Origin of the sequence: Actinomyces sp. (genome assembly GCF_030530635.1) — a bacterium.
Classification (GTDB): Bacteria; Actinomycetota; Actinomycetes; order Actinomycetales; family Actinomycetaceae; genus Actinomyces.
The window spans coordinates 89,994-109,626 of sequence record NZ_JAUMUL010000002.1 but is presented as its reverse complement, the minus strand read 5'-3'; the positions used below and the strand labels follow the sequence as shown (position 1 = coordinate 109,626).

Sequence of the window (19,633 nt, the reverse complement as noted above, 5' to 3'; positions counted from 1 at the left end):
CGACGCTTCAGTCGATTCGGTCCAGGACCACGCCCGAGCGGCGGCGGACGACGGCGTCCCGCGCCTGCGGGGAATCGGCGGGACAGATGCGGATCGCACCATCCAGGGCGGCACGAGCGCGGTCGAAGCGCTCCGGAGTAGCGGTATGCAGGGTCAGCAGCGGCTGCCCGGCACGTACCGCATCGCCGGGTTTAGCATGCATCTCGACGCCGGCGACCGCCTGGACGGGGTCCTCCTTACGGGCGCGACCGGCACCCAGCCGCCAGGCGGCCACGCCCACACCCAGGGCGTCCAGGCGGGTGAGTACTCCGTCGGCGGCGGCTGTGACGGCATCGGTCTCCGGAGCCACTGGTAGGGACGCGTCGGGGTCGCCGCCCTGGCGGCGGATCATCGCCCGCCACACATCCATGGCACGCCCATCCATCAGAGCCGCGCGCAACTCGTCGTCTGCGACCGGGCGTCCGGCGGCGGAAAGCATCTCACGCGCAAGCGCCACGGTCAGGTCGACGACGTCGTCCGGTCCACCACCGGAGAGCACCTCGAGAGCCTCACGCACCTCCAGGGCGTTGCCGGCCGTGAGCCCCAATGGGGTGGACATATCCGTGAGCAGGGCGCGGGTGGTCACCCCGGCGTCGGTGCCCAGCGTCACCATGGTTTCGGCGAGCTCGCGGGCCTGGTCCGCCTCCTTCATGAAGGCTCCGGAGCCGACCTTGACGTCCAGCACGAGGGCACCGGTACCCTCGGCGATCTTCTTGCTCATAATGGAGGAGGCGATCAGTGGCACGCAGGAGACGGTGGCGGTGGTGTCGCGCAGCGCGTAGAGCTTCCTGTCGGCGGGGGCGAGCCCACTGCCGGCGGCACAGATGACCGCACCGGGACCTTCGGGCGAAAGCATGGACATGATCTCATCGTTGCTCAGCGTCGCCCGCCAGCCGGGGATGGATTCCAGTTTGTCCAGAGTGCCACCGGTATGCCCCAGACCACGGCCGGACAGCTGTGGGACGCTGACACCGAATACCGCCACCAAAGGCGCCAGTGGCAGGGTGATCTTGTCGCCCACCCCACCGGTGGAGTGCTTGTCAGCGGTGGGACGGCCCAGAGTGGAGAAGTCCATGCGCGCGCCCGAACGGATCATGGCATCCGTCCAGCGGGCGATCTCACCGCGGTCCATACCGTTCAGGTAGATCGCCATGGCCAGGGCGCTCATCTGTTCTTCGGCGACGACGCCCCGGGTGTAGGCGTCGATCACCCAGTCGATCTGGGCGTCGCTGAGTCGATGACGGTCCCGCTTGGCGGTGATGACGTCGACGGCGTCGAAGGGCTCCACGCCGGAAGCCGGGGCACCCGGAGCGGGGCTGGTGGCTGCGATCACGGCCGGTCTCCTTGTGTTGCGGGTGCGGGTACGCCGGTCACCCGGTCGATGTCGGCGTCGGTGAAGCGATCGGGAAGCACCTGGTCGATGGTCATCAGCCCAGAGGGCATGGCCAGCAACATGTGCGGGTGGGCGTGCTCGGCGAGCACCTGGCGGCAGCGCCCACACGGAGAGCAGGGCCGCCCGTCGCCGTCGACGCACGCGAAGGCGACCAGGCGACCTCCACCGCTGCGCACGAGTTCGGACACCAGTCCGCACTCGGCGCACAGAGCGACTCCGTAGCCGGCGTTCTCCACGTTGCAGCCGGACACCATCCGGCCGTCGTCCACGACCGCGGCCGCCCCCACACGGAACCGGGAGTAGGGGGCGTAGGCGCATTCCATGGCCTCGGTGGCCAGCTCCCGCAGCCGCGTCCACATCCCCGCGTCTACAACGGGTACGGCCGGCCGGTCTCCGGTGTCGGCAGGATCGGCTGCGCGTGCGGCCGGGTTGGAGACGTTGCTCGGTGTCGGGACGGAGTCCTGCTCGTCGGTCACGGGTAGGGCACCCCCTCCGCGGCGGGGGCACGCACCCGACCCACGAAGCCGGCGACGGCCAATACCGTCACGATATAGGGGATCATGAGGATGATGTTGGCCGGGATCGGAGAGCCGATGACGGACAGGGTCTGCCCCACCGAGGTGGCGAATCCGAACAGGAGCGCGGCGTACAAGGTCCCCACCGGATTCCAGGCGCCCAGAATCATGGCGGCCAGGGCGATGTAGCCATTGCCGGCGGACATGTCCTTGGTGAAGGCCAGCCCGGAGCCGATGGTGAAGAAGGCACCACCCAGGCCGGCGAGCGCGCCGCCCAGCATCAGGTTTCTCACGCGGGTGCGCATCACGTTGATGCCGACGGTATCCGCCGCGCGGGGGTGCTCGCCGCAGGCGCGCATGCGCAGGCCCCAGCGGGAGTGGAACAACATGAAGGACAGCACGGCGACGGCGGCGTACATCAGGTACACCAGGATCGTCTGCCGGAACAACACCGGGCCGATGACCGGTATCTGCGAGAGCACCGGGATGGGCACGGTGGGTAGGCGCGTGGAGGTGTTCAGTCCAGCCGGGTTGTCGGTGAGCACCGTGGAGAACAGGAAGCTGGTCAGGCCCGAGACAAACACGTTCAGCACCACACCGACCACAATCTGGTTCACCCGGTACTTCAGGCCGAACAGCGCCAGCAGCAGGGCCACCAGGATGCCGGCGAAGGGAGCGGCGATAAGACCGGCCCAAGGAGTCCTGGCGATCGAGGCGACCACCGCACCCAGGAAGGCGCCTCCCAACAGCTGTCCCTCAATAGCGATGTTGATGGTCCCCGAACGCTCCCCCACCACGCCGGCGAGCCCACCGAAGACGAGCGGCACTGACAGGGCGAGTGTGGAGGACAGGATGGTCACTACGGGAATGACGGTGGAGCGTCCGGCGCCGGCCCAGGTGAGGAAGGCGATGATGAACGTGGCTCCCAGCGCCAGCCCCACCCAAGTGCCCAGCTTCGCACGCCTGATCGCACGCAGCCACATATAGACAGTCAGCGCCGCGGCGGCCAGCGCCATGACCACAATTACCAGGCGGGCCCCGAGGGTGATCACGGGCAGGTCGAGGAAGTCGTTCTTCGTGGACAACTGGAAGCTCGTATCACCGTGGCTGGCCAAGCCCATCAGTAGTTCTAGAACTACTAGAACGATGCCGGTGACCGGCAGCTTGTAGGCGATCGGCTCGAGGATGCTCACCGGCTCGGCATCCGAGCGGGCGTCCCGAGGCGGGTTGGCCGTCTGTGTCGCGGTCATGGCTCAGGCCTCCTTCTTCTCAGCGGCGGCCGGGGCGACGGCGGCTGCGGCGTCGATAACCTCACGGCGGCGGCGCCGCCAGGAGCCGGGTGTGGGCAGGTGGTAGATGGCGCGCACCAGCGGCGGTGCCGCGATGAACAGCACGATCATGGACTGCAGCACCAGCACGATGTCGATGGGAGTGCCGGTGGCGGCCTGCATGGTGGTGCCTCCGGCTGTGAGTGCCCCGAAGAGCAGACCCGCCAAGACCGTGCCCTGCGGGGTGGAGCGTCCCAGCAGGGCCACGGTCATGGCGTCAAAGCCGATGCTGCCGGCAACCGAAGTGGTCAGGTAATGCTGAGTACCCAGCACGGGGGCAGTTGCTGCCAGGCCGCACAGGGCGCCGGAAACGATCATCACCAGAGCGGTGATCCGGGGAACGTTGATACCTGCGGTCAGCGCCGCCTGCGGGTTCAGGCCCGTGGCACGGAACTGGAAGCCGATCTCGCTGCGTTCCAGCAGCCACCACACGAATATGGCCGCCAGCAAGGCCACGATGAAGCCCAGGTGGAGGCGGAAGGGACTGCCGAGCAATAGTGGATACCGGGCCGTGCCGCCAACCGGCAGCGACTTGGGGTTGGCGTTGCCGGCCCCGATGAAGGTAGCCGTGGTGAGCAGGTGTGCCAGCAGGTAGGCGGCCACCGAGTTGAGCATGATGGTGGTGATGACCTCGCTCGCACCCGTGGTGGCGCGTAGCACGCCGGGGATGGCGCCCCACAGGGCGCCGCCGACGACGGCGCCGAGCACAGCCACCAGCAAGTGCAGTCCGCCGGGCAGGTTCCAGGCGAAGCCGGCGTAGCCGCCGACGACGGCGCCGAGAATGATCTGTCCCTGACCGCCCACGTTGAACAGGCCGGCGCGGAAGGCCACCGCCATGCCGAGCCCCGCCAGAATCAGTGGCGTGGCCACCGTCAGGGTCTCGGTAATGGGGCGCCACATGCGCGCCGCAGACGAGGCCCGCCAGTCGAACACGCCGCCCCGCAGCAGCGAACTGTAAGCGTCTGCCAGGCAGGTTCCGACCGCACCGATGAAGTCTCCCGGGCGGGCGAAGAAGTAGCCGGCGGTGGTGCGCACATTGTCGTCAGCGATCAGAATAAGCAGCGAGCCGACGATCATCGCGGTGACAACCGCGAGCACGCCCATGAGCGTGTTGGACTCGGCGATCTGCCGCAACAGACCGGGTCGTTCCGGCTGTTTCTCGGAGCTTGTGGCGGGTGTGCGGTCATTCTGCTTCTGCGCCGCCGTGGTGGCGCCGCTGGGGGTGGCTTCGCTCATCGGTTCTCCTCCTGGGCGCGCGCCTGGTCAAGGGGTACACCGGCCATCATCAGACCCAGCACGTCACGGGGCGTGTCCGACGGGACCACGCCGACGATTCGGCCGCGATACATGACGGCGATGCGGTCTGACAGAGAGTAGATCTCATCCAACTCGGAGGAGATGATCAGCACGGCGGTGTCGTTGTCGCGCTCGGCGACGATGCGTTTGTGGACGAACTCGATGGAGCCCACATCCAACCCGCGCGTGGGCTGCGAGGCAACCAGGACCTTCAAGGGGCGAGACAGCTCGCGGGCGAGGATCGCCTTCTGCTGGTTGCCTCCGGACAGGGTGGAAATGGGATCGGCGACGTCTGTGACACGCACGTCGAACTCGTCGCGCAACTGCTCCGCGTGGTCCCGAACCTTCGTAGGGCTGATGGAAGGGCCCGATCCGAAGGCCGGATCGTGGAAGCGATCGAGGATCATGTTCTCAGCCACGGAGAAGGCGGCCACCATGCCGTCGGTGGAGCGGTCCTCGGGTACGAAGCCGAGACCGGCACTGAGGCGCTGACGCACTCCCAGACCGGTGACGTCCTGCTCACCGAAACACACCCTGCCGACAGTGGGGGCGCGCAGTCCCAGCAGTACGTCGGCCAGTTCGGTCTGCCCGTTGCCCTGCACTCCGGCCACACCGATGATCTCGCCGGAGCGAACCTGGAGACTCACCTCGTCAAGCAGCGTGTTGCCGTCTTCGATGAGGCTGATGTTATTCAGCGCCAGGCCGCCGTCACCGAGCCTCGGCTCATCCTTGGCGACTGTGAGGGAGACGGAGTGGCCCACCATGAGGCCGGCGAGTTCGGCCTGGGAGGCCGTGGGTTCGGCCGCACCCACTACCTTGCCGCGGCGGATGACGGTGATCGTGTCCGCCACCTCACGCACCTCGCGCAGCTTGTGGGTGATGAACACGATGGAGGTGCCGGCGGCCTTGAGGTCGCGCATGATGGCAATGAGTTCGTCCGTCTCCTGCGGAGTGAGCACGGCGGTGGGCTCGTCGAGGATGAGCACCTTGGCGTCGCGGGACAGCGCCTTGATGATCTCGACGCGTTGCTGCACACCCACCGGCAGGTCCTCTATGTAGGCGTCCGGATCGACGTCGAAGCCGAAGCGTTCTGAGATCTCCCGCACCTTGGCCGCAGCCGCCTTGGCGTTGATGACACCGGCGGTCCCGGTGGGCTCGTAGCCCAGGGCTACGGACTCGGCCACGGTGAACACCGGCACCAGCATGAAGTGCTGGTGGACCATGCCGATGCCTGCGGCGACGGCGTCTCCGGGGCCTTTGAAGGTGACCGGTCGGCCGTCGATGAGGATCTCGCCGTCGTCTGGTTCGTACAGGCCGTACAGGACATTCATGAGTGTTGACTTGCCGGCGCCGTTCTCGCCCAGGAGGGCGTGGATCTGGCCGGGTTCGACGGTGACGTCGATGTGGTCGTTGGCCACGAGGGATCCGAAGACCTTGGTGATTCCGCGGAGCTCGAGCAACACGAAAGGCTCGCTTCCTGTGCGTTAAGACAGTATTGGTTCAGTGATTGAGTTGCGACGGGGAGGCGCTGGCGACGTCGCGGGAAGGGGATGGGCCCGGGCGGCGGTGACGCCGTCGCCCCGTCGAGGACGACGGCGTCACCGATTGAATCTGCTCTGCGCCCGTCAGGACGGGTCGTAGGAGGTGGAGACGTCGAGGGTGCCGTCGATGATCTGCTGCTTGAGCGTCTCGACCTGCTTCTGGACGTCGCTGGGCACCTTGGAGGACCAGTCGTGGTAGTCGGCGATGGAGACGCCGTCATTGGCGAGCGTGCCGATGAAGGGGGCCGAGGTGAAGCCGTCGGACGAGGCCTCCTCAATGGCTTCGTAGACGGCGGTGTCGATGCCCTTCAGGACAGAGGTCAGCATGTACTTGCTGCCACCGTCGGATTCGGTGGTGACGTAGCCGTCGGCGTCCACCCAGACGATCGCGTTGTCATCACTGCCGGCCTCCTTGACCGCGGCCAGCGTGCCGGAGCCGACCGGTCCGGCCACCGGCAGGATGATGTCGGCGCCCTGAGAGAGGAACTGCTCAGTGAGCTGTTTGCCCGCGGCCGTGTCGGAGAAGTTGCCGATGAAGGAGCCTGAGTTCGGGTTGCTGGGATCCCAGCCGAGCACCTCCACCTTGGTGCCATTGTCCTCGTTGTACTTGGCCACGCCCTTGGCGAAGCCCTCCATGAAGATCTGCACGGTGGGGATCGCCATGCCGCCATAGGTGGCGACCTTGCCGCTCTTAGTGGTTCCGGCGGCGGCGTAACCGGCCAGGTAGGCAGCCTCGGCGGTGTTGAAGATCAGCGGCTTGGCGTTGTCAAGCTCAACCACGTTACCGTCGGCGTCGGTGAAGCGAGAGTCGATGAGGGCGAACTCCACGTCCGAGTTCTCCTGCGCGGCAGCGGTCAGATGCGCCGCCAGGTTGAATCCGACCCCGATGATCAGGTTGCAGTTCTGCTGGATGAGGGAATCGACGTTGGTCGGGTAGTCGGCATCGGACTGGGACTCGACCGCCTTCGTCTTGACACCGAGTTCACGCGCCGCACGGTCCAGGCCCTCCTTGCCGGACTGGTTGAAGGACTGGTCGTCGAAGCCGCCCTCATCGGAGACCATGCAGGCCAGGAAATCACTGGCGCCTCCACCCGACGAACTTGAGTCCGGGGCCGATCCGCAGGCGGCGAGCGACAAGGCGGCAACCAGGCCGAGTGTTACGGCGGGATACTTCTTCTTCACGATGGTGTCTCCTAATGGGGTTCGGGGCTTGCGCCCTTGCAAGGAGCTGGCCGGGTTGGCACCGGCGCTGCCACCAGCATAGACCCTCGCCCGGCCCCCACTGCGCAATCGGCACCAAACCGCCATATTGCTACCATGACGTGATCCGCGCCGCACCGACACCCAGGGCCGTGAACATGCCAGACGACAAGCTCCCGGCAGCCCCTAGTCTTGCAACACCTTACAGAACTTGCAGCGGCGCAGGCCACGGCCTCTGTTCACAGAAGCTCGTCCCTTCCGGCCGCCTGCAAACGATCGACGACGCCCTTGACATCCTGAGCGTGTTGCGGAGTGGTTATCAACAGGGCGTCGGGGGTGTCCACCACGACGACGCCGGGGGTTCCCAACAGCACGACCTTGCGACCAGAGGTGGAGGCGACCAGTGCTCCGGCGGCGTCCACGGCCTCCACATCCGCCTCGCCGAGCACGGCGGCTCCGGCCTGCGGACCCGTCTCGCGCGGCGCAAGGAGCTCGGCGAGGGTGTCGAAGCCGCCCACATCGTCCCAGCCCATATCGCCGGGGACGGTGGCCACACCGCCTGCGGCGGCCACCGGCTCGGCGATGGCGTGGTCAATGGCGATGGCCTCCAAACCGGGCCACACCCGCGTCATGACGGCATCGCGCTCTGGGGTGTCCCAGGCGGCCGCGATCGCGTGGATGCCGGCGGCCAATGCGGGGCGATTCGCGGCCAGGTGCTCCAGGAGCACACCTGCGCGCACCACGAACATACCGGCATTCCACCGATAGTCGCCGGCGGCCAGGTAGCGGGCTGCGGTGGCGGCATCCGGCTTCTCGGTGAAGTCGAGCACGCGACGTCCGGCGGGCGCTCCGGACACATCCAGCGCCCTACCGGAATGGATATAGCCGAAGGCGGTGGATGGACCGGTGGCCTCGATTCCAATGGTGACCAGCCAGCCGGCTTCCGCCAGAGCGACCGCCTGCCTGACTGCATCCCGGAAAGCGGCGTCGTCAGCCACCAGGTGGTCGGCGGCGAAGGAGCCGACGATCGCCTCCCGCCCATGGCGGTTAGCGATCACGGCGGCCGCCAGGCCGATGGCCGCCATGGAATCGCGGGGGGCCGGCTCGGCCAGCAGATTCTCCTCCGGCAGATCGGGCAGCTGCCGGGCGACGGCGGCGATGTGAGAGGCGCCGGTGACCACCGTCGTCGTCACGGCCAGGGGGGCCAGGCGGGCCACGGTGGCCTGCAGCAGGCTGTGACCGGATGCGGTCAGGTCCAGCAGGAACTTGGGGCGGCTCCTGCGGCTCAGCGGCCACAGCCGGGTGCCGGCGCCGCCCGCGGGGATGATCGCGTGGATGACCCCGGTGGTGGAGACGGCTGCCGCTGCTTCGGAGGAGGTGTTGACGGGATGCTCGGCGTTCACCGCATCAGGCTAATGGGTGCGGCTACTGGGCCGGCGCGGCCGACACTCCCAGCACCGGCGTCGCCAGCGCCGCCCAGCTGCCGTCCGGGGCGAGTCGTTGGAGATGGATACGATCCACGACGAACGTGGCCGCGATGTCACGCGCGGCACTCACAGCACGGTCAAGCGCGGCATCGTCGACCTCGTGGGCGAGGGTGATGTGAGGACGGAAGGGGAAGCGCAGAGGACGGTGCAGCGGCCCGTCCGCGGCACGCAGTTCCTGCTGGAGCGCATCGATGGCAGTGCCGCCCTCGGCGACTTCAAGGAAGACCACCGGGCTGACCGGGCGGAAGGTGCCAATGCCGGCGGCCCGCAGTGTGAAGGGCGCCGCACGGGTGGCGACCCGGACCACGTGGTCGGTCACGGCCTCCAGATCGGCCCGTTCCACGGCGGTGGGCGGCAGCAGGGTTACGTGGGGCGGGATCGCCTTGCCGTGCGGGTCGCCGACCGCCAGCCGCACGCTGCGCACGCGCGCGGCCCAGGGTTCGGGCAGGGCGATGGTTACGCCCAGGACGCACTGAGTTGGCGTGGGCGCGGGGACGTCCATGAGGCGTGCACTCCTCCTGTCGCGAGCACGGGCGGGTGGCAGCTGCACCTTACCCCGGGCGGGCCCGGAGGGGCATCTCGAAGACGGTTCGGCACCCTACCCATTCGCATGCCCGCGCAGGCGGTTCGTCTGGCAGAATAACTCCATGCCGCGCACCGAGTCCCAGCCCGCCGCCGTAGCCGGATCTGAGCCCGTCTTCTCTCCTGCGCTGAGCCCACAGGAGGGCGTCGACGCCGCCACCGGCCTATTCCGTGAAGCCTTCGACACTGCGCCCGATGGCGTGTGGTACGCGCCCGGACGCGTGAACGTCATCGGGGAGCACACCGACTACAACGGCGGCCTGGCACTGCCCATCGCCCTGCCGCACCGCGCCCACCTGGCACTGCGACGGCGCGAGGACCGCACTATCCGGCTAGTGTCCCCACAGACGCGCGAGACCATTGACGTGCTTGATCTTGATGCGATCGGCCCGAAGGGCACCCCCGGTGAAGTACGGCACTGGAACGCCTACGTGGCCGGCGTCGCCTGGGCACTGGAACAGGACGGGCTCGGACCGCTGCACGGCTTCGACGCCGCGTTGTACTCCTGTGTGCCACTGGGCGGAGGTCTGTCCTCCTCTGCCGCTCTGGAGTGCGCGACCGCCGTCGCCCTGGACGACTCCTGCGAACTGGGCCTGGCCGGAACCGCGGAAGAACCCGACGATACCGGTCGCGCCCGCCTGGTCACCGCCTGCATCCGGGCCGAGAATGAGATGGCGGGCGCTCCCACCGGCGGCATGGACCAGTCCGCCTCCATGCGTTGCCGCGCCGGACACGCCCTTGAACTCGACTGCCGGGACGGCTCAGTGACACATGTTCCCTTCGACCTGGCGGCCGCAGACCTCACTCTGCTCGTGATCGACACCAAGGCCAAGCACTCACTGGTGGACGGTCAGTACGGGGCCCGTCGCGCGGCCTGCGAACGGGCCGCCGAGCTCCTCGGCGTCGAGTTCTTGGCGGACATCAGCGCAGACGGACTCAAAGCCGCCCTGGCCCGGCTGGCCGCTTCCGGAGTCGAGGACGCCGATGTGCTGGTGGCGCGCACCCGCCACGTGATCACGGAGATCGACCGCACTCGCCGCCTGGTGGCGCTGCTGCGTGACGGCGCCCCGCTGACCGGCGACAAGCTGGCCCGGGTGGGAGCGCTCATGGATGCCAGCCACGAGTCGCTGCGAGTGGACTACGAGGTCACCTGCCCCGAACTCGACGTGGCGGTTCAGGCGGCACGATCCGCCGGCGCCCACGGCGCGCGCATGACCGGAGGCGGCTTCGGCGGCAGTGCCATCGCACTGGTCGACACCGCCACGGTCGACGCCGTAGCGCGTGCCGTCGTAGACGCCTACGCCGCGCACGGCTTCGCCACTCCGGCCTTCTTGAATGCGGTGCCTTCCGCTCCGGCCGGGCGCCTGCTCTAAGCGATCAAGCACGCCGAACATCAGTATCCGGGAGTCTCCTCCCCCTCCTGGCGGAGGAGACTCCTAGACACCCGACTCGGGGGATCCGATGCATTCTCCTACCTAAGGATGAGTGTGCGGATGCCCGTATCGTCATAGTCTTTTCACGTCACCAAGGGTTGCGGCGCCCACCGCTGTGGCCCATCCCACAATCAGGCGGTCCCTGGCCGCCAATTCCGGCCATGGGGGCCAACCGGAGGTGTGCCTTGAAACGCTATGTCCTACCAGCCATCAAGATCCTGATCGCCGTGATAGTTGCGGTCGCCTTGGTGAAGATCGCGTTCTTCCCGAACTCCGAGGCAGGCACGACTGCGGAGATAGAACCCGGCATCACCGCCGCCACCCAGACCACCACGGTCACCACCGGGGACATCTCCAACACCGTGGATGTCAAAGGACAGATCGTCGAGAACGCCGCAGAGGAGGTGCACGCCAACCTCAACGGTGTCGTCGACTCCTTCGCCGTCGGCAAGGGAGCGACCGTCACCCAGGGAGAACCCCTGATCTATCTCAAGCTGGTAGAGCCGCAAGAGCCGACGACGAGCACTGATGAACAGGGCAATCCCGTTCAAACACCGGTGCCCGACAAGGTCACCTGGTCCACCGTCTACGCCCCCACCAGCGGCGTAGTCTCCTTCAATGTCATTGAGGCCCAACAGACCAGCGTGGGCCAAGTCATCGCCACTGTCGCTCCTGGCACATACTCCGCCAAGGGAACCATCACCGCCAATCAGCAGTATCGGCTCACCAACGCGCCGTCGTCGGCCACCATCTCGGCCGAGGGCGGGCCGGCGCCGTTCGAGTGCACGGGACTGAAGATCGGTACCCGGGAGAAGACGTCCACCACTACCAGCGAAAGCGGCCAGGTCACGACTACGCCCGCTGACGGCACCAGCGTGGAGGTCCGCTGCCCGGTGCCCTCGGACCAGCAGGTCTTCCCGGGCATGTCCATCACCATCGGTGTGGACGGCGGCTCAGTCACCGGAGCACTGGTGGTACCCGTGACCGCGGTGGAGGGCTCCGTCACCAAGGGGAACGTCTGGGTGGTCACCGATCCTTCCAAACCGGAGAACGCCGAGAAGCGAGAGGTCTCCCTCGGGATCACCGACGGCACCAATATTCAGGTCACCGAAGGGCTGGCCGAGGGGGACGAGATCCTCCTGTTCGTCCCGAACAAGGATACGAAGCGTACGGGAGAGCCGAATACCTGCGAGCCCGACAATTCTGCCTGCTACGACGAGAACGGCGAGGAGATCCTGTGAATCCCCTGCTGAGTATGCGGGGCATCGCTCGCACCTTCGAGGTGCCCGACTCCCCACCGCTGCACATCCTCACCGACGTGAACCTAGATGTTCAGGCCGGCGACCACGTGGCTATAGTCGGCCGGTCCGGCACCGGTAAGTCCACGCTGCTGAACCTGATCGGTCTGATCGACCAGCCCACTGACGGCGGCTACACCGTTGACGGGCGCGACACCCGCCGTCTGGGGGAGGCCAGACGGGCTCACCTGCGTGGACGGACCTTCAGCTACGTCTTCCAGTCCTTCAACCTCATCCCGGGCCTGTCCACCACGGAAAACGTGGCGGCACCGCTCCTGTATGACACGGGATCGGCCTTTTGGACTCGCACCCGACGCGCCGAGCAACTGCTGGCCTCCGTTGGTTTGGAGGACAAGATCGATGCCCCCATCGGGCGCCTGTCCGGCGGAGAGCAGCAGCGCGTCGCCATCGCGCGTGCCCTGGCGCGCCGTCCGAGGGTTATCCTCGCCGATGAGCCCACCGGGGCACTCGACGTCGACACCGGCGCAATGGTGATGGAACTGTTGGAGCGCCAGTGTCAGGAGACCGGAGCCGCGCTCATCATCATCACCCACGATTTGGCCGTGGCCGGTCGCGCCCGCACCCAGTACCGACTCGGTCAGGGCGTACTGACCCCGATCACAGTGCACCACGAGCGCATCGGCGGACTGGACGAGTTCACCGAGGAGATTGCTGGCACCGCGCAGACCTCCGCAACCGGGATACCGGCATCGTCCGCACCGGGACAGGTCCCGCCGACAGGACGGCACACCATGCAGGAGGCTGCGTCATGATCCGCTTCCTAACAGGTTTTTTCGGCGCCCTGGTTGAGGCCTGGGCACAGCTGCGTATCGGCAAATTGCGGGTCATGCTGTCCCTGGTGGGCGTCGGTGCGGCCGTAGCCGCCATGACCTTCGTCATCGCCCTGGGCGAGGTGACCAGTGCGATCATTGATCAGGAGATCGCGACCTACGCTGGCCGCCCCGGTACCGTCAGAATCGAAGTGAATCCCACCGGCCGAGGTGTGGACAACGATTCAGTGGTATCGGACAACTCCAGTTCCGGCGCTGACGGCAGTTCCGGCGGCACCAATGATGGTTCGCAGTCAACGCCGGAGATCGCCAGTAAGATCGCCACGGCCGAGGCCAACCTGGTTGAGCGCTATGGTGCCAAGAGCTGGGCGACCAGCTACGATCAGCAGCTACGCATCGCCTTCCCTGACGGCGCGCGTAATGTGCAGACCACCGTCGTCAGCCCCGGCTACGCCACGCTGCATAGCACCGCTATGGGGCAGGGACGCTGGTTCTCCCCCGACGACGAGGACGACCTCTCACCGTCGCTGGTAGTCTCACAGGGCCTATTGGAGCAGTTGGGCCATACGACTCTCAACAGCCCCATCACGGTGCGCTCCTACTCTCCCGCGCAGACCACTTATACGATCGTCGGCGTACTCAAGCCTGATGACCTTACCTGGTGCATGTCGAACCCCCAGTATGCAGCGGACTGCAGGCAATCAGTCAGGGCTTACGCGCTACGCAGTTCGCACGAGCAATGGCTTACCAATGAGGTCCGTGCCTCCCTGCCTGCCCCGGTGCTGGAGATCTGGGCGGGGCAAGAGCAGGAGCAGCAGGTGATCAAGCTCGCTAAGCACGACCTGGATGCCCAGTTCGGCTCGGGCTCCACAACAGCTACCTCTAACACGGCACAGACCCAGGGAATCAATACCTCCAGTTTCACCCAGGCGGTGACCATCGCGGGTGTGTTGGTCATGGTTCTGGGGGCGCTGAGCCTGATCAACATCTCCATGGTGACGGTGCGCCAGCGCATCCACGAGATCGGAGTACGCCGCTCCTTCGGGGCGACCAGCCGGCGCATCTTCTTCTCCATCATGCTGGAGTCGGTGGTGGCGACCGTAGTCGCCGGTGTAATCGGTATCGGGATAGCGATCGTGGGCATGCGTGTAGCGCCGCTGGGGGCGATGCTGGGGGTCGCGGTGGAGACACGCCCGCCGTTCCCCATGTCCGCGGCCGTGATCGGCTTAGCTGCCGCCACTGCGGTAGGCGCGATGTCCGGGATCATTCCGGCCCTGGTGGCGGTGCGCATCAAACCGATCGACGCTATCCGCTACTGACGACCGCCGCAGCCAGGCGCACTAGGCCTACCGAGCCGCGCACGTTCCACCGGCCGCCTCTGCTGCCTGTGTATGGCGCGACCCCGGGTGAGTTCCACAAGCATCCCGGGGTAGCGCCATACACCCAAGGGCGTGGGATGTCAGTTGCCCATGACGAAGGCGCGATGACGCAGGCTGCCGGACTTCATGTCCGTGACGTGCACGGAGGCCACGTTCGCCCAGCGGGGGCCGTGATACAGCCAGGCGATCAAGCGGGCCACATCATCGGGCGGGCCCTGCGCCAGTACCTCCACATCGCCGTCGTCAAGATTACGCACCTCCCCGACCAGTCCGAGTCGGTCTGCCTCCTCCATGCAGGACCAGCGAAAGCCGACGCCCTGCACGCGTCCGGAGACGATGGCATGGATGGTACGCCGCCGCTCAGCCGCGGGAGCAGCCTCGGGGCCATCGGCATCGGCGTCGGCACCCCTGGATTCGTCGGGAGTCCCGGGCTTGCTCGCCGAGGGGCGGAAGACATCGAAGAACCTGCGCTCCATGCCACCATTGTCGCAGGAAAGCACACCACCTCACCGAGATCGGTAGAAGTTACGTGCCGAGGTCGGTAGAAGTTACGTGCCGAGAACTGTCGTTGTGGCGTTGCCCCGAGCCCGTCACCGTCTTCCGCCACTTGAAAACTCGTAGCCGAGCCGGCGCGCACGTACACTCGGTACCCATGCGCGTAGCCACCGTCAACGTCAACGGCATCCGTGCCGCCGCCCGCAAGCACATGGCCGCCTGGTTGGAGACCTGTGCCCCTGATGTCCTTCTGCTGCAAGAGGTTCGTGCCGACGAGGCCACCGCGTCCGCGCTGTTGCCGGGTTACGAATCTACGGTCTGGCCGTGCCGGGTCAAGGGGAGGGCAGGAGTCGCCGTCGCGGTACGTGAGGGGGCGCCAGTGGCGGTGGAAGCGGTACGCCGTGGCGTAAGCACCCCTGGCACGGTGGAACCGGATGTGGACTCCGGCCGCTGGCTGGAGGTGGACCTGACCCCGCCGGCCGCCGCGTCCTTCGATGTGGCGACGCCCCTGACGGTGGTGTCCGCGTACTTCCACTCCGGCCAGGTCGGGACGATCAAGATGGATCAGAAGTACGCCCATCTGGACCTGGTGGACCTGCGCATGGCGTCACTGCTCTCGGCCGCCGCTGCGGGCGGACCACAGGTACTCGTAGCCGGTGACCTGAACATCGTGCGCTCCGAACGCGACATCAAGAACTGGCGCCCCAACCACAACAAGTCCGCCGGCGTACTGGATGAGGAGATCGCCTATCTGGAGCGCTGGTTCGGCGCGGGCTGGGTGGACGTGGCCCGCAGTCTCGCCCCCGACGCGCAGGGCCCGTACACCTGGTGGTCACAGCGCGGAAAGGCCTTCGACAACGACGCCGGCTGGCGCATCGACTACCAGGTGGCCACGCCGCAGTTGGCCGCGCGTGCCCGCGCCTTCACCGTGGACAGGGCTGCCGGCTACGCCGAGCGCTGGTCGGACCACGCCCCGCTGGTGGTCGACTACGACCTCTGAGGCGGTTCGTCGCTAATCACCCAGGCTATGGTTCGGCACCAACGCCGACGGTTCGGCACCTACGGGTACGAACCGTCAAGCCAAAGTACGAAGCGTCGAAGCAAAGGTACGAACCGTCAGCCAGATAGCCCCGTGAAGCGCGTCCTCGCTCATTCGAGACGTGTCACAGCGGGAACCACCGCCAGGTGACGCGGCCCCGAACCGCTGATCCCGGGCGCAGCGCGTATCAGCCGACGGCGTTGCGCTCGGCGATCTCGACGACGTTCGCCAGCAGCAGGGCGCGCGTCATCGGGCCTACTCCCCCGGGGTTCGGGGACAACCAGGCGGCGACTTGGTCGACGCCGTCGGCGACGTCACCCATGATCCGGCCCTTGCCGGTCTCGGGGTTGATGACGCGGGAGACGCCCACATCCAGGACTACCGCCCCGGGCGCGACCATGTCCGCCGTGACGATGCCGGCCGAGCCGGCGGCGGCGATGACGACGTCGGCGCGGCGCACATGCGCGGTCAGGTCGTGGGTGCCGGTGTGGCAGACGTCCACGGTGGCGTTGACATCCTTGCGCATCAGCAGCAGGCCGATGGAGCGGCCCACGGTGACGCCGCGGCCGAGGACGCACACATTCTTGCCGGCCAGGTCGATGCCGTGGCGGGTGATCAGCTCGATGCAGGCGCGCGGCGTGCACGGCAGCGGCGAGGTGATCGGACCGGTGCCGCGCAGCACCAGGCGGCCGAGGTTGGTGGGGTGCAGGCCGTCGGCGTCCTTGTCGGGATCGACGCGCTCCAGGATGACGCTGGTGTCGATGCCTGCGGGCAGAGGCAGCTGGACGATGTAGCCGGTGCAGGCGGGGTCGGCGTTGAGGCGGTCGATGGCTGCCTCGATCTCGGCTTGCGTGGCGGTGGCGGGCAGGTCCACCCGGATGGACTCGATGCCTACCTCGGCGCAGTCGGCATGCTTTCCGGCCACGTATTTGACACTGCCGGGGTCCTCGCCGACCAGCACCGTGCCCAGGCCGGGGGTGATTCCGCGCTCACGCAGCACGGCCACGCGCTCGGACAGTTCGGCCTTGAGCGCCGCGGCGGTGGCCTTGCCGTCCAGGATGCGGGCGGCGCCGTCCCAGGGGGCCCTCACTGGGCCAGCCCCTGGTAGAGCGGGAAGGCGTCGGTGAGCGTGCGCACGCGTGCACGCAGGGAGGCGAGCAGATCGTCATCTGCGTTGCCGGCCGCACCGGCCACCAGGGCGGTGGCGATGATCTCGGCGACCTCGGTGAACTCGGCGGGGCCGAAGCCGCGGGTGGCCAGGGCCGGGGTGCCGATGCGCAGGCCGGAGGTGACGCGCGGTGGGCGCGGGTCGAAGGGGACGGCGTTGCGGTTGACGGTGATGCCGGCGTCGTGCAGCAGGTCCTCGGCCTGTTGGCCGTCCAGGGCGGAGTCGCGCAGGTCCACCAGTACTAGGTGGACGTCGGTGCCGCCGGTGACCAGCTTGATGCCGGCGGCGGCGACGTCGTCGGCGAGCAGGCGCTGGGCGAGGATCGAGGCGCCCTGAAGGGTACGGGCCTGGCGGTCCTTGAACTCGTCGGTGCCGGCGATCTTCATGGCGACGGCCTTGGCGGCGATCACATGCATGAGTGGGCCGCCCTGTTGCCCGGGGAACACGGCGGAGTTGAGCTTCTTGCCCCACTGCTCGGCGCGGTTGGTCAACAGCATGCCGGAGCGGGGGCCGCCGAGGGTCTTGTGGACGGTGGTGGATACGACGTCGGACCACGGCAGCGGGGAAGGGTGCGCTCCGGCGGCCACCAGGCCGGCGAAGTGGGCCATGTCGGTCCACAGGGCGGCACCGACCTCGTCGGCGATGGAGCGGAAGGCCTCGAAGTCGAGGTGGCGGGGGTAGGCGGACCAGCCGGCGATGATCACCCGGGGGCGCTCGCGCAGGGCGGCCTGGCGCACCTGCTCCATCTCGATGCGGTGCGTGGTCTCATCCACGCCGTAGGCGGTGGCGTGATAGTTCTTGCCGGAGAAGTTGATCTTCATGCCGTGCGTGAGGTGACCGCCGTGGGCAAGCGACAGGCCGAGGATGGTGTCGCCGCCGTTGGCCAGGGCGTGCAGTACGGCGGCGTTGGCCTGGGCGCCGGAGTGCGGCTGGACGTTGGCCCACTCGGCGTTGAAGACGGTCTTGGCGCGCTCGATGGCCAGGGATTCGGCGACGTCGACCACCTCGCAGCCGCCGTAGTAGCGGCGCCCGGGGTAGCCCTCGGCGTACTTGTTGGTCAGCACGCTCCCCTGCGCCTGCAAAACCGCGCGCGGCACGAAGTTCTCCGAGGCGATCATCTCCAGGGTGCCGCGCTGGCGGGTGAGTTCATCGTCAAGGACGGCGGCGATCTCCGGGTCGAGGTCGGCCAGAGGCTGGTTGTTGAGGGCGGTGCGGGCAGTGGCCGCGGAGTCGGTCATGGTTCTCCTGATGTCTGCGCGGCGCGGGCCGCACGTGGGCGTCGACCTCGGCCCAGGCGGGCGACCAGGTTCTCCGTTGCTGCGTCCCGGAGCCACCGCGGGTGCGGGCGGACCCGTGACGTGCCGCCGCTCCCCGGTGGTGACCACCTTTTCGCCAGTCACGACGACGGCCCCATGCTAGCGCCGACGGCGCGTCGGGGCCAGGTGGGGCAGGGCGCTTCGGGCCGGCGCCTCGGCATCCCCGCCGCGGCTGCCAGCGACCGACTCTCGCTCACTCCTGCCCGAACCAGTCCTCCAGACCGTCGGGGGAACCTGCCCAGGCCAGCGCCTCACCCATTTCGTCAGGCCGCAATAGGATCCGATGAAAGGCGTCAGCCACGCTTGCGCACTGTGCATCATCGGCGACTCCGGTCACCACCAGGTGACAACGCGGGGCATCGGGGTCGTGTTCGCTCAGCCCGGAGGCGGCAAGCTCATCTACGTGCATCTGCGGCACGGCATTCCAGAACCCGGCGTCTCCCACACTCACGACCCCACCGGCCACCTCCCAGGTGCACACGCGCCCGGGTCTGCTGGGCAGCCAGAAGCAGCCGCGGGCGAGCAGGCCGTGACCGGCCAGATCCGCAACGAACTCGCGTAGCCGCCCGGGGTGGAAGGGCAAATCGGAGGACAGGTCCAGCGTGCGCACGCCGTGCTCGTCGGGTCCGCCCCACGCCCTGGTGGTGGCGGGGTGCACGCGCGCGAGCGCCGAATCAACATCGTGCCGAACGTTCAGCAGCTCCGGAAGCAGAGGTGCGTCCAAGCCCGGCAGCAGCAGTGTGTCGTGAGGGCGCAGATGCTCCACCAGGTCCCGACCAACCGGGTCCTCGCCGAGAGCGACAACCACATCCGCGTAGCCGATGGCAACCATGTGGATCTCGCCACTACAACGCCCATCGGCGGCGTAGGACTCACCGGCGAATGCCGACAACGGCCGATGCTCCAATAGGTCCTCCGCGGCAGAGTCGGCATCAATGACGTGCGCGACTCCGGCCATCACGACCCCCGGCAAGAGTTTCAGCTCGTCGACCAGAGCCGGGACCAGATGAACCAGTTCCACTCCGACGGGAAGCATGATGACCGTGGTGCCATCCGGCTCAATCCGAGCACGATCCTCGCCGACGGCGACCAGCACCTCCCGCAGCGAGCAGGTCCAGCAGTCCTTCGAGCGCGGTATGTCGATCACGGAGGTGGTACTGGATGCGGCATCAGACATGGAAGCGGCTGTCAGCCGAACGGCTCCGTGTTCCCCTTGTTCGGGAAGGAGCCTCGCCCGAATCACGAGTGCACCTTCTCCGTGAAGTGCGAGAGCGGTCAGATCCAGTAGTGCGGGGTCAACGGCGCTGATGATGGTGAGGCAGTGCACGGCACC

At 67.5% G+C, this 19,633-nt stretch carries 17 protein-coding genes; 5 read left to right on the top strand and 12 right to left on the bottom strand.

Translation table 11 applies throughout. From position 1 onward, the window contains the following. Positions 1-7 precede the first annotated feature (7 nt). The 8 genes from Q4A20_RS01230 to Q4A20_RS01195 all read right to left on the bottom strand — a co-directional run bounded on the left by Q4A20_RS01230 (position 8) and on the right by Q4A20_RS01195 (position 9,301). Positions 8-1,327, bottom strand: coding sequence for a thymidine phosphorylase (locus Q4A20_RS01230; RefSeq protein WP_303119363.1), 1,320 nt, complete (start codon positions 1,325-1,327; stop codon positions 8-10). 41 nt (positions 1,328-1,368) lie between these two features. Continuing rightward, positions 1,369-1,791: a cytidine deaminase gene (locus Q4A20_RS01225; RefSeq protein WP_303119361.1), complete on the bottom strand. Its 423-nt coding sequence runs from the start codon at positions 1,789-1,791 to the stop codon at positions 1,369-1,371. 113 nt (positions 1,792-1,904) lie between these two features. Next, positions 1,905-3,197: an ABC transporter permease gene (locus tag Q4A20_RS01220; RefSeq protein WP_303119252.1), complete on the bottom strand. Its 1,293-nt coding sequence runs from the start codon at positions 3,195-3,197 to the stop codon at positions 1,905-1,907. 3 nt (positions 3,198-3,200) lie between these two features. After that, a complete protein-coding gene (locus Q4A20_RS01215; RefSeq protein WP_303119250.1) occupies positions 3,201-4,511 on the bottom strand; it encodes an ABC transporter permease in 1,311 nt (436 codons plus the stop codon). Further along, positions 4,508-6,034, bottom strand: a complete 1,527-nt coding sequence (locus tag Q4A20_RS01210) for an ABC transporter ATP-binding protein (RefSeq protein WP_303119248.1) — start codon at positions 6,032-6,034, stop codon at positions 4,508-4,510. Before Q4A20_RS01210 ends, Q4A20_RS01215 begins: the two co-directional genes overlap by 4 nt. Before the next feature lie 162 nt (positions 6,035-6,196). Beyond that, entirely contained in the window at positions 6,197-7,294 is a 1,098-nt protein-coding gene (locus Q4A20_RS01205; RefSeq protein WP_303119245.1) for a BMP family protein, read from the bottom strand. A gap of 257 nt (positions 7,295-7,551) precedes the next feature. Further along, on the bottom strand, positions 7,552-8,649 hold the full coding sequence (locus Q4A20_RS01200; RefSeq protein WP_303119358.1) for a mannose-1-phosphate guanylyltransferase: 1,098 nt from the start codon (positions 8,647-8,649) through the stop codon (positions 7,552-7,554). Between the two features lie 88 nt (positions 8,650-8,737). After that, complete coding sequence (locus Q4A20_RS01195) at positions 8,738-9,301, bottom strand: 2'-5' RNA ligase family protein (RefSeq protein ID WP_303119243.1); 564 nt, start codon at positions 9,299-9,301, stop codon at positions 8,738-8,740. Positions 9,302-9,446: 145 nt separating this feature from the next. Between Q4A20_RS01195 and galK the strand changes: the two genes are divergently transcribed. The 4 genes from galK to Q4A20_RS01175 all read left to right on the top strand — a co-directional run bounded on the left by galK (position 9,447) and on the right by Q4A20_RS01175 (position 14,222). Continuing rightward, entirely contained in the window at positions 9,447-10,754 is a 1,308-nt protein-coding gene (gene galK, locus Q4A20_RS01190; protein WP_303119242.1) for a galactokinase, read from the top strand. A gap of 245 nt (positions 10,755-10,999) precedes the next feature. Next, a complete protein-coding gene (locus Q4A20_RS01185) occupies positions 11,000-12,055 on the top strand; it encodes an efflux RND transporter periplasmic adaptor subunit (RefSeq protein WP_303119239.1) in 1,056 nt (351 codons plus the stop codon). Continuing rightward, positions 12,052-12,885 (top strand): ABC transporter ATP-binding protein, encoded by an 834-nt coding sequence (locus tag Q4A20_RS01180; RefSeq protein WP_303119236.1) that lies wholly within the window; start codon positions 12,052-12,054, stop codon positions 12,883-12,885. The genes Q4A20_RS01185 and Q4A20_RS01180 overlap by 4 nt, the downstream gene beginning before the upstream one ends. Then, a complete protein-coding gene (locus Q4A20_RS01175) occupies positions 12,882-14,222 on the top strand; it encodes an ABC transporter permease (RefSeq protein ID WP_303119233.1) in 1,341 nt (446 codons plus the stop codon). Before Q4A20_RS01180 ends, Q4A20_RS01175 begins: the two co-directional genes overlap by 4 nt. Before the next feature lie 140 nt (positions 14,223-14,362). Here Q4A20_RS01175 and Q4A20_RS01170 read toward each other — a convergent pair whose 3' ends face one another. Then, positions 14,363-14,758 carry an acylphosphatase gene (locus Q4A20_RS01170; protein ID WP_368502402.1) on the bottom strand — a complete coding sequence of 132 codons (396 nt, stop codon included), beginning with the start codon at positions 14,756-14,758 and terminating at the stop codon, positions 14,363-14,365. Positions 14,759-14,934: 176 nt separating this feature from the next. Here Q4A20_RS01170 and Q4A20_RS01165 point away from each other — a divergent pair, with 176 nt between their 5' ends. Continuing rightward, positions 14,935-15,777 carry an exodeoxyribonuclease III gene (locus Q4A20_RS01165; protein ID WP_303119230.1) on the top strand — a complete coding sequence of 281 codons (843 nt, stop codon included), beginning with the start codon at positions 14,935-14,937 and terminating at the stop codon, positions 15,775-15,777. 226 nt (positions 15,778-16,003) lie between these two features. On the opposite strand, the gene Q4A20_RS01160 is transcribed toward Q4A20_RS01165, so the two are convergent. The 3 genes from Q4A20_RS01160 to Q4A20_RS01150 form a co-directional block, all read right to left on the bottom strand. Beyond that, positions 16,004-16,906 carry a bifunctional methylenetetrahydrofolate dehydrogenase/methenyltetrahydrofolate cyclohydrolase gene (locus Q4A20_RS01160; protein WP_303119227.1) on the bottom strand — a complete coding sequence of 301 codons (903 nt, stop codon included), beginning with the start codon at positions 16,904-16,906 and terminating at the stop codon, positions 16,004-16,006. Then, positions 16,903-18,222 (bottom strand): serine hydroxymethyltransferase, encoded by a 1,320-nt coding sequence (glyA, locus tag Q4A20_RS01155; protein WP_303119225.1) that lies wholly within the window; start codon positions 18,220-18,222, stop codon positions 16,903-16,905. Before glyA ends, Q4A20_RS01160 begins: the two co-directional genes overlap by 4 nt. 271 nt (positions 18,223-18,493) lie before the next feature. After that, positions 18,494-19,477, bottom strand: coding sequence for a GTP-binding protein (locus tag Q4A20_RS01150; RefSeq protein ID WP_303119223.1), 984 nt, complete (start codon positions 19,475-19,477; stop codon positions 18,494-18,496). Positions 19,478-19,633: the final 156 nt, after the last annotated feature.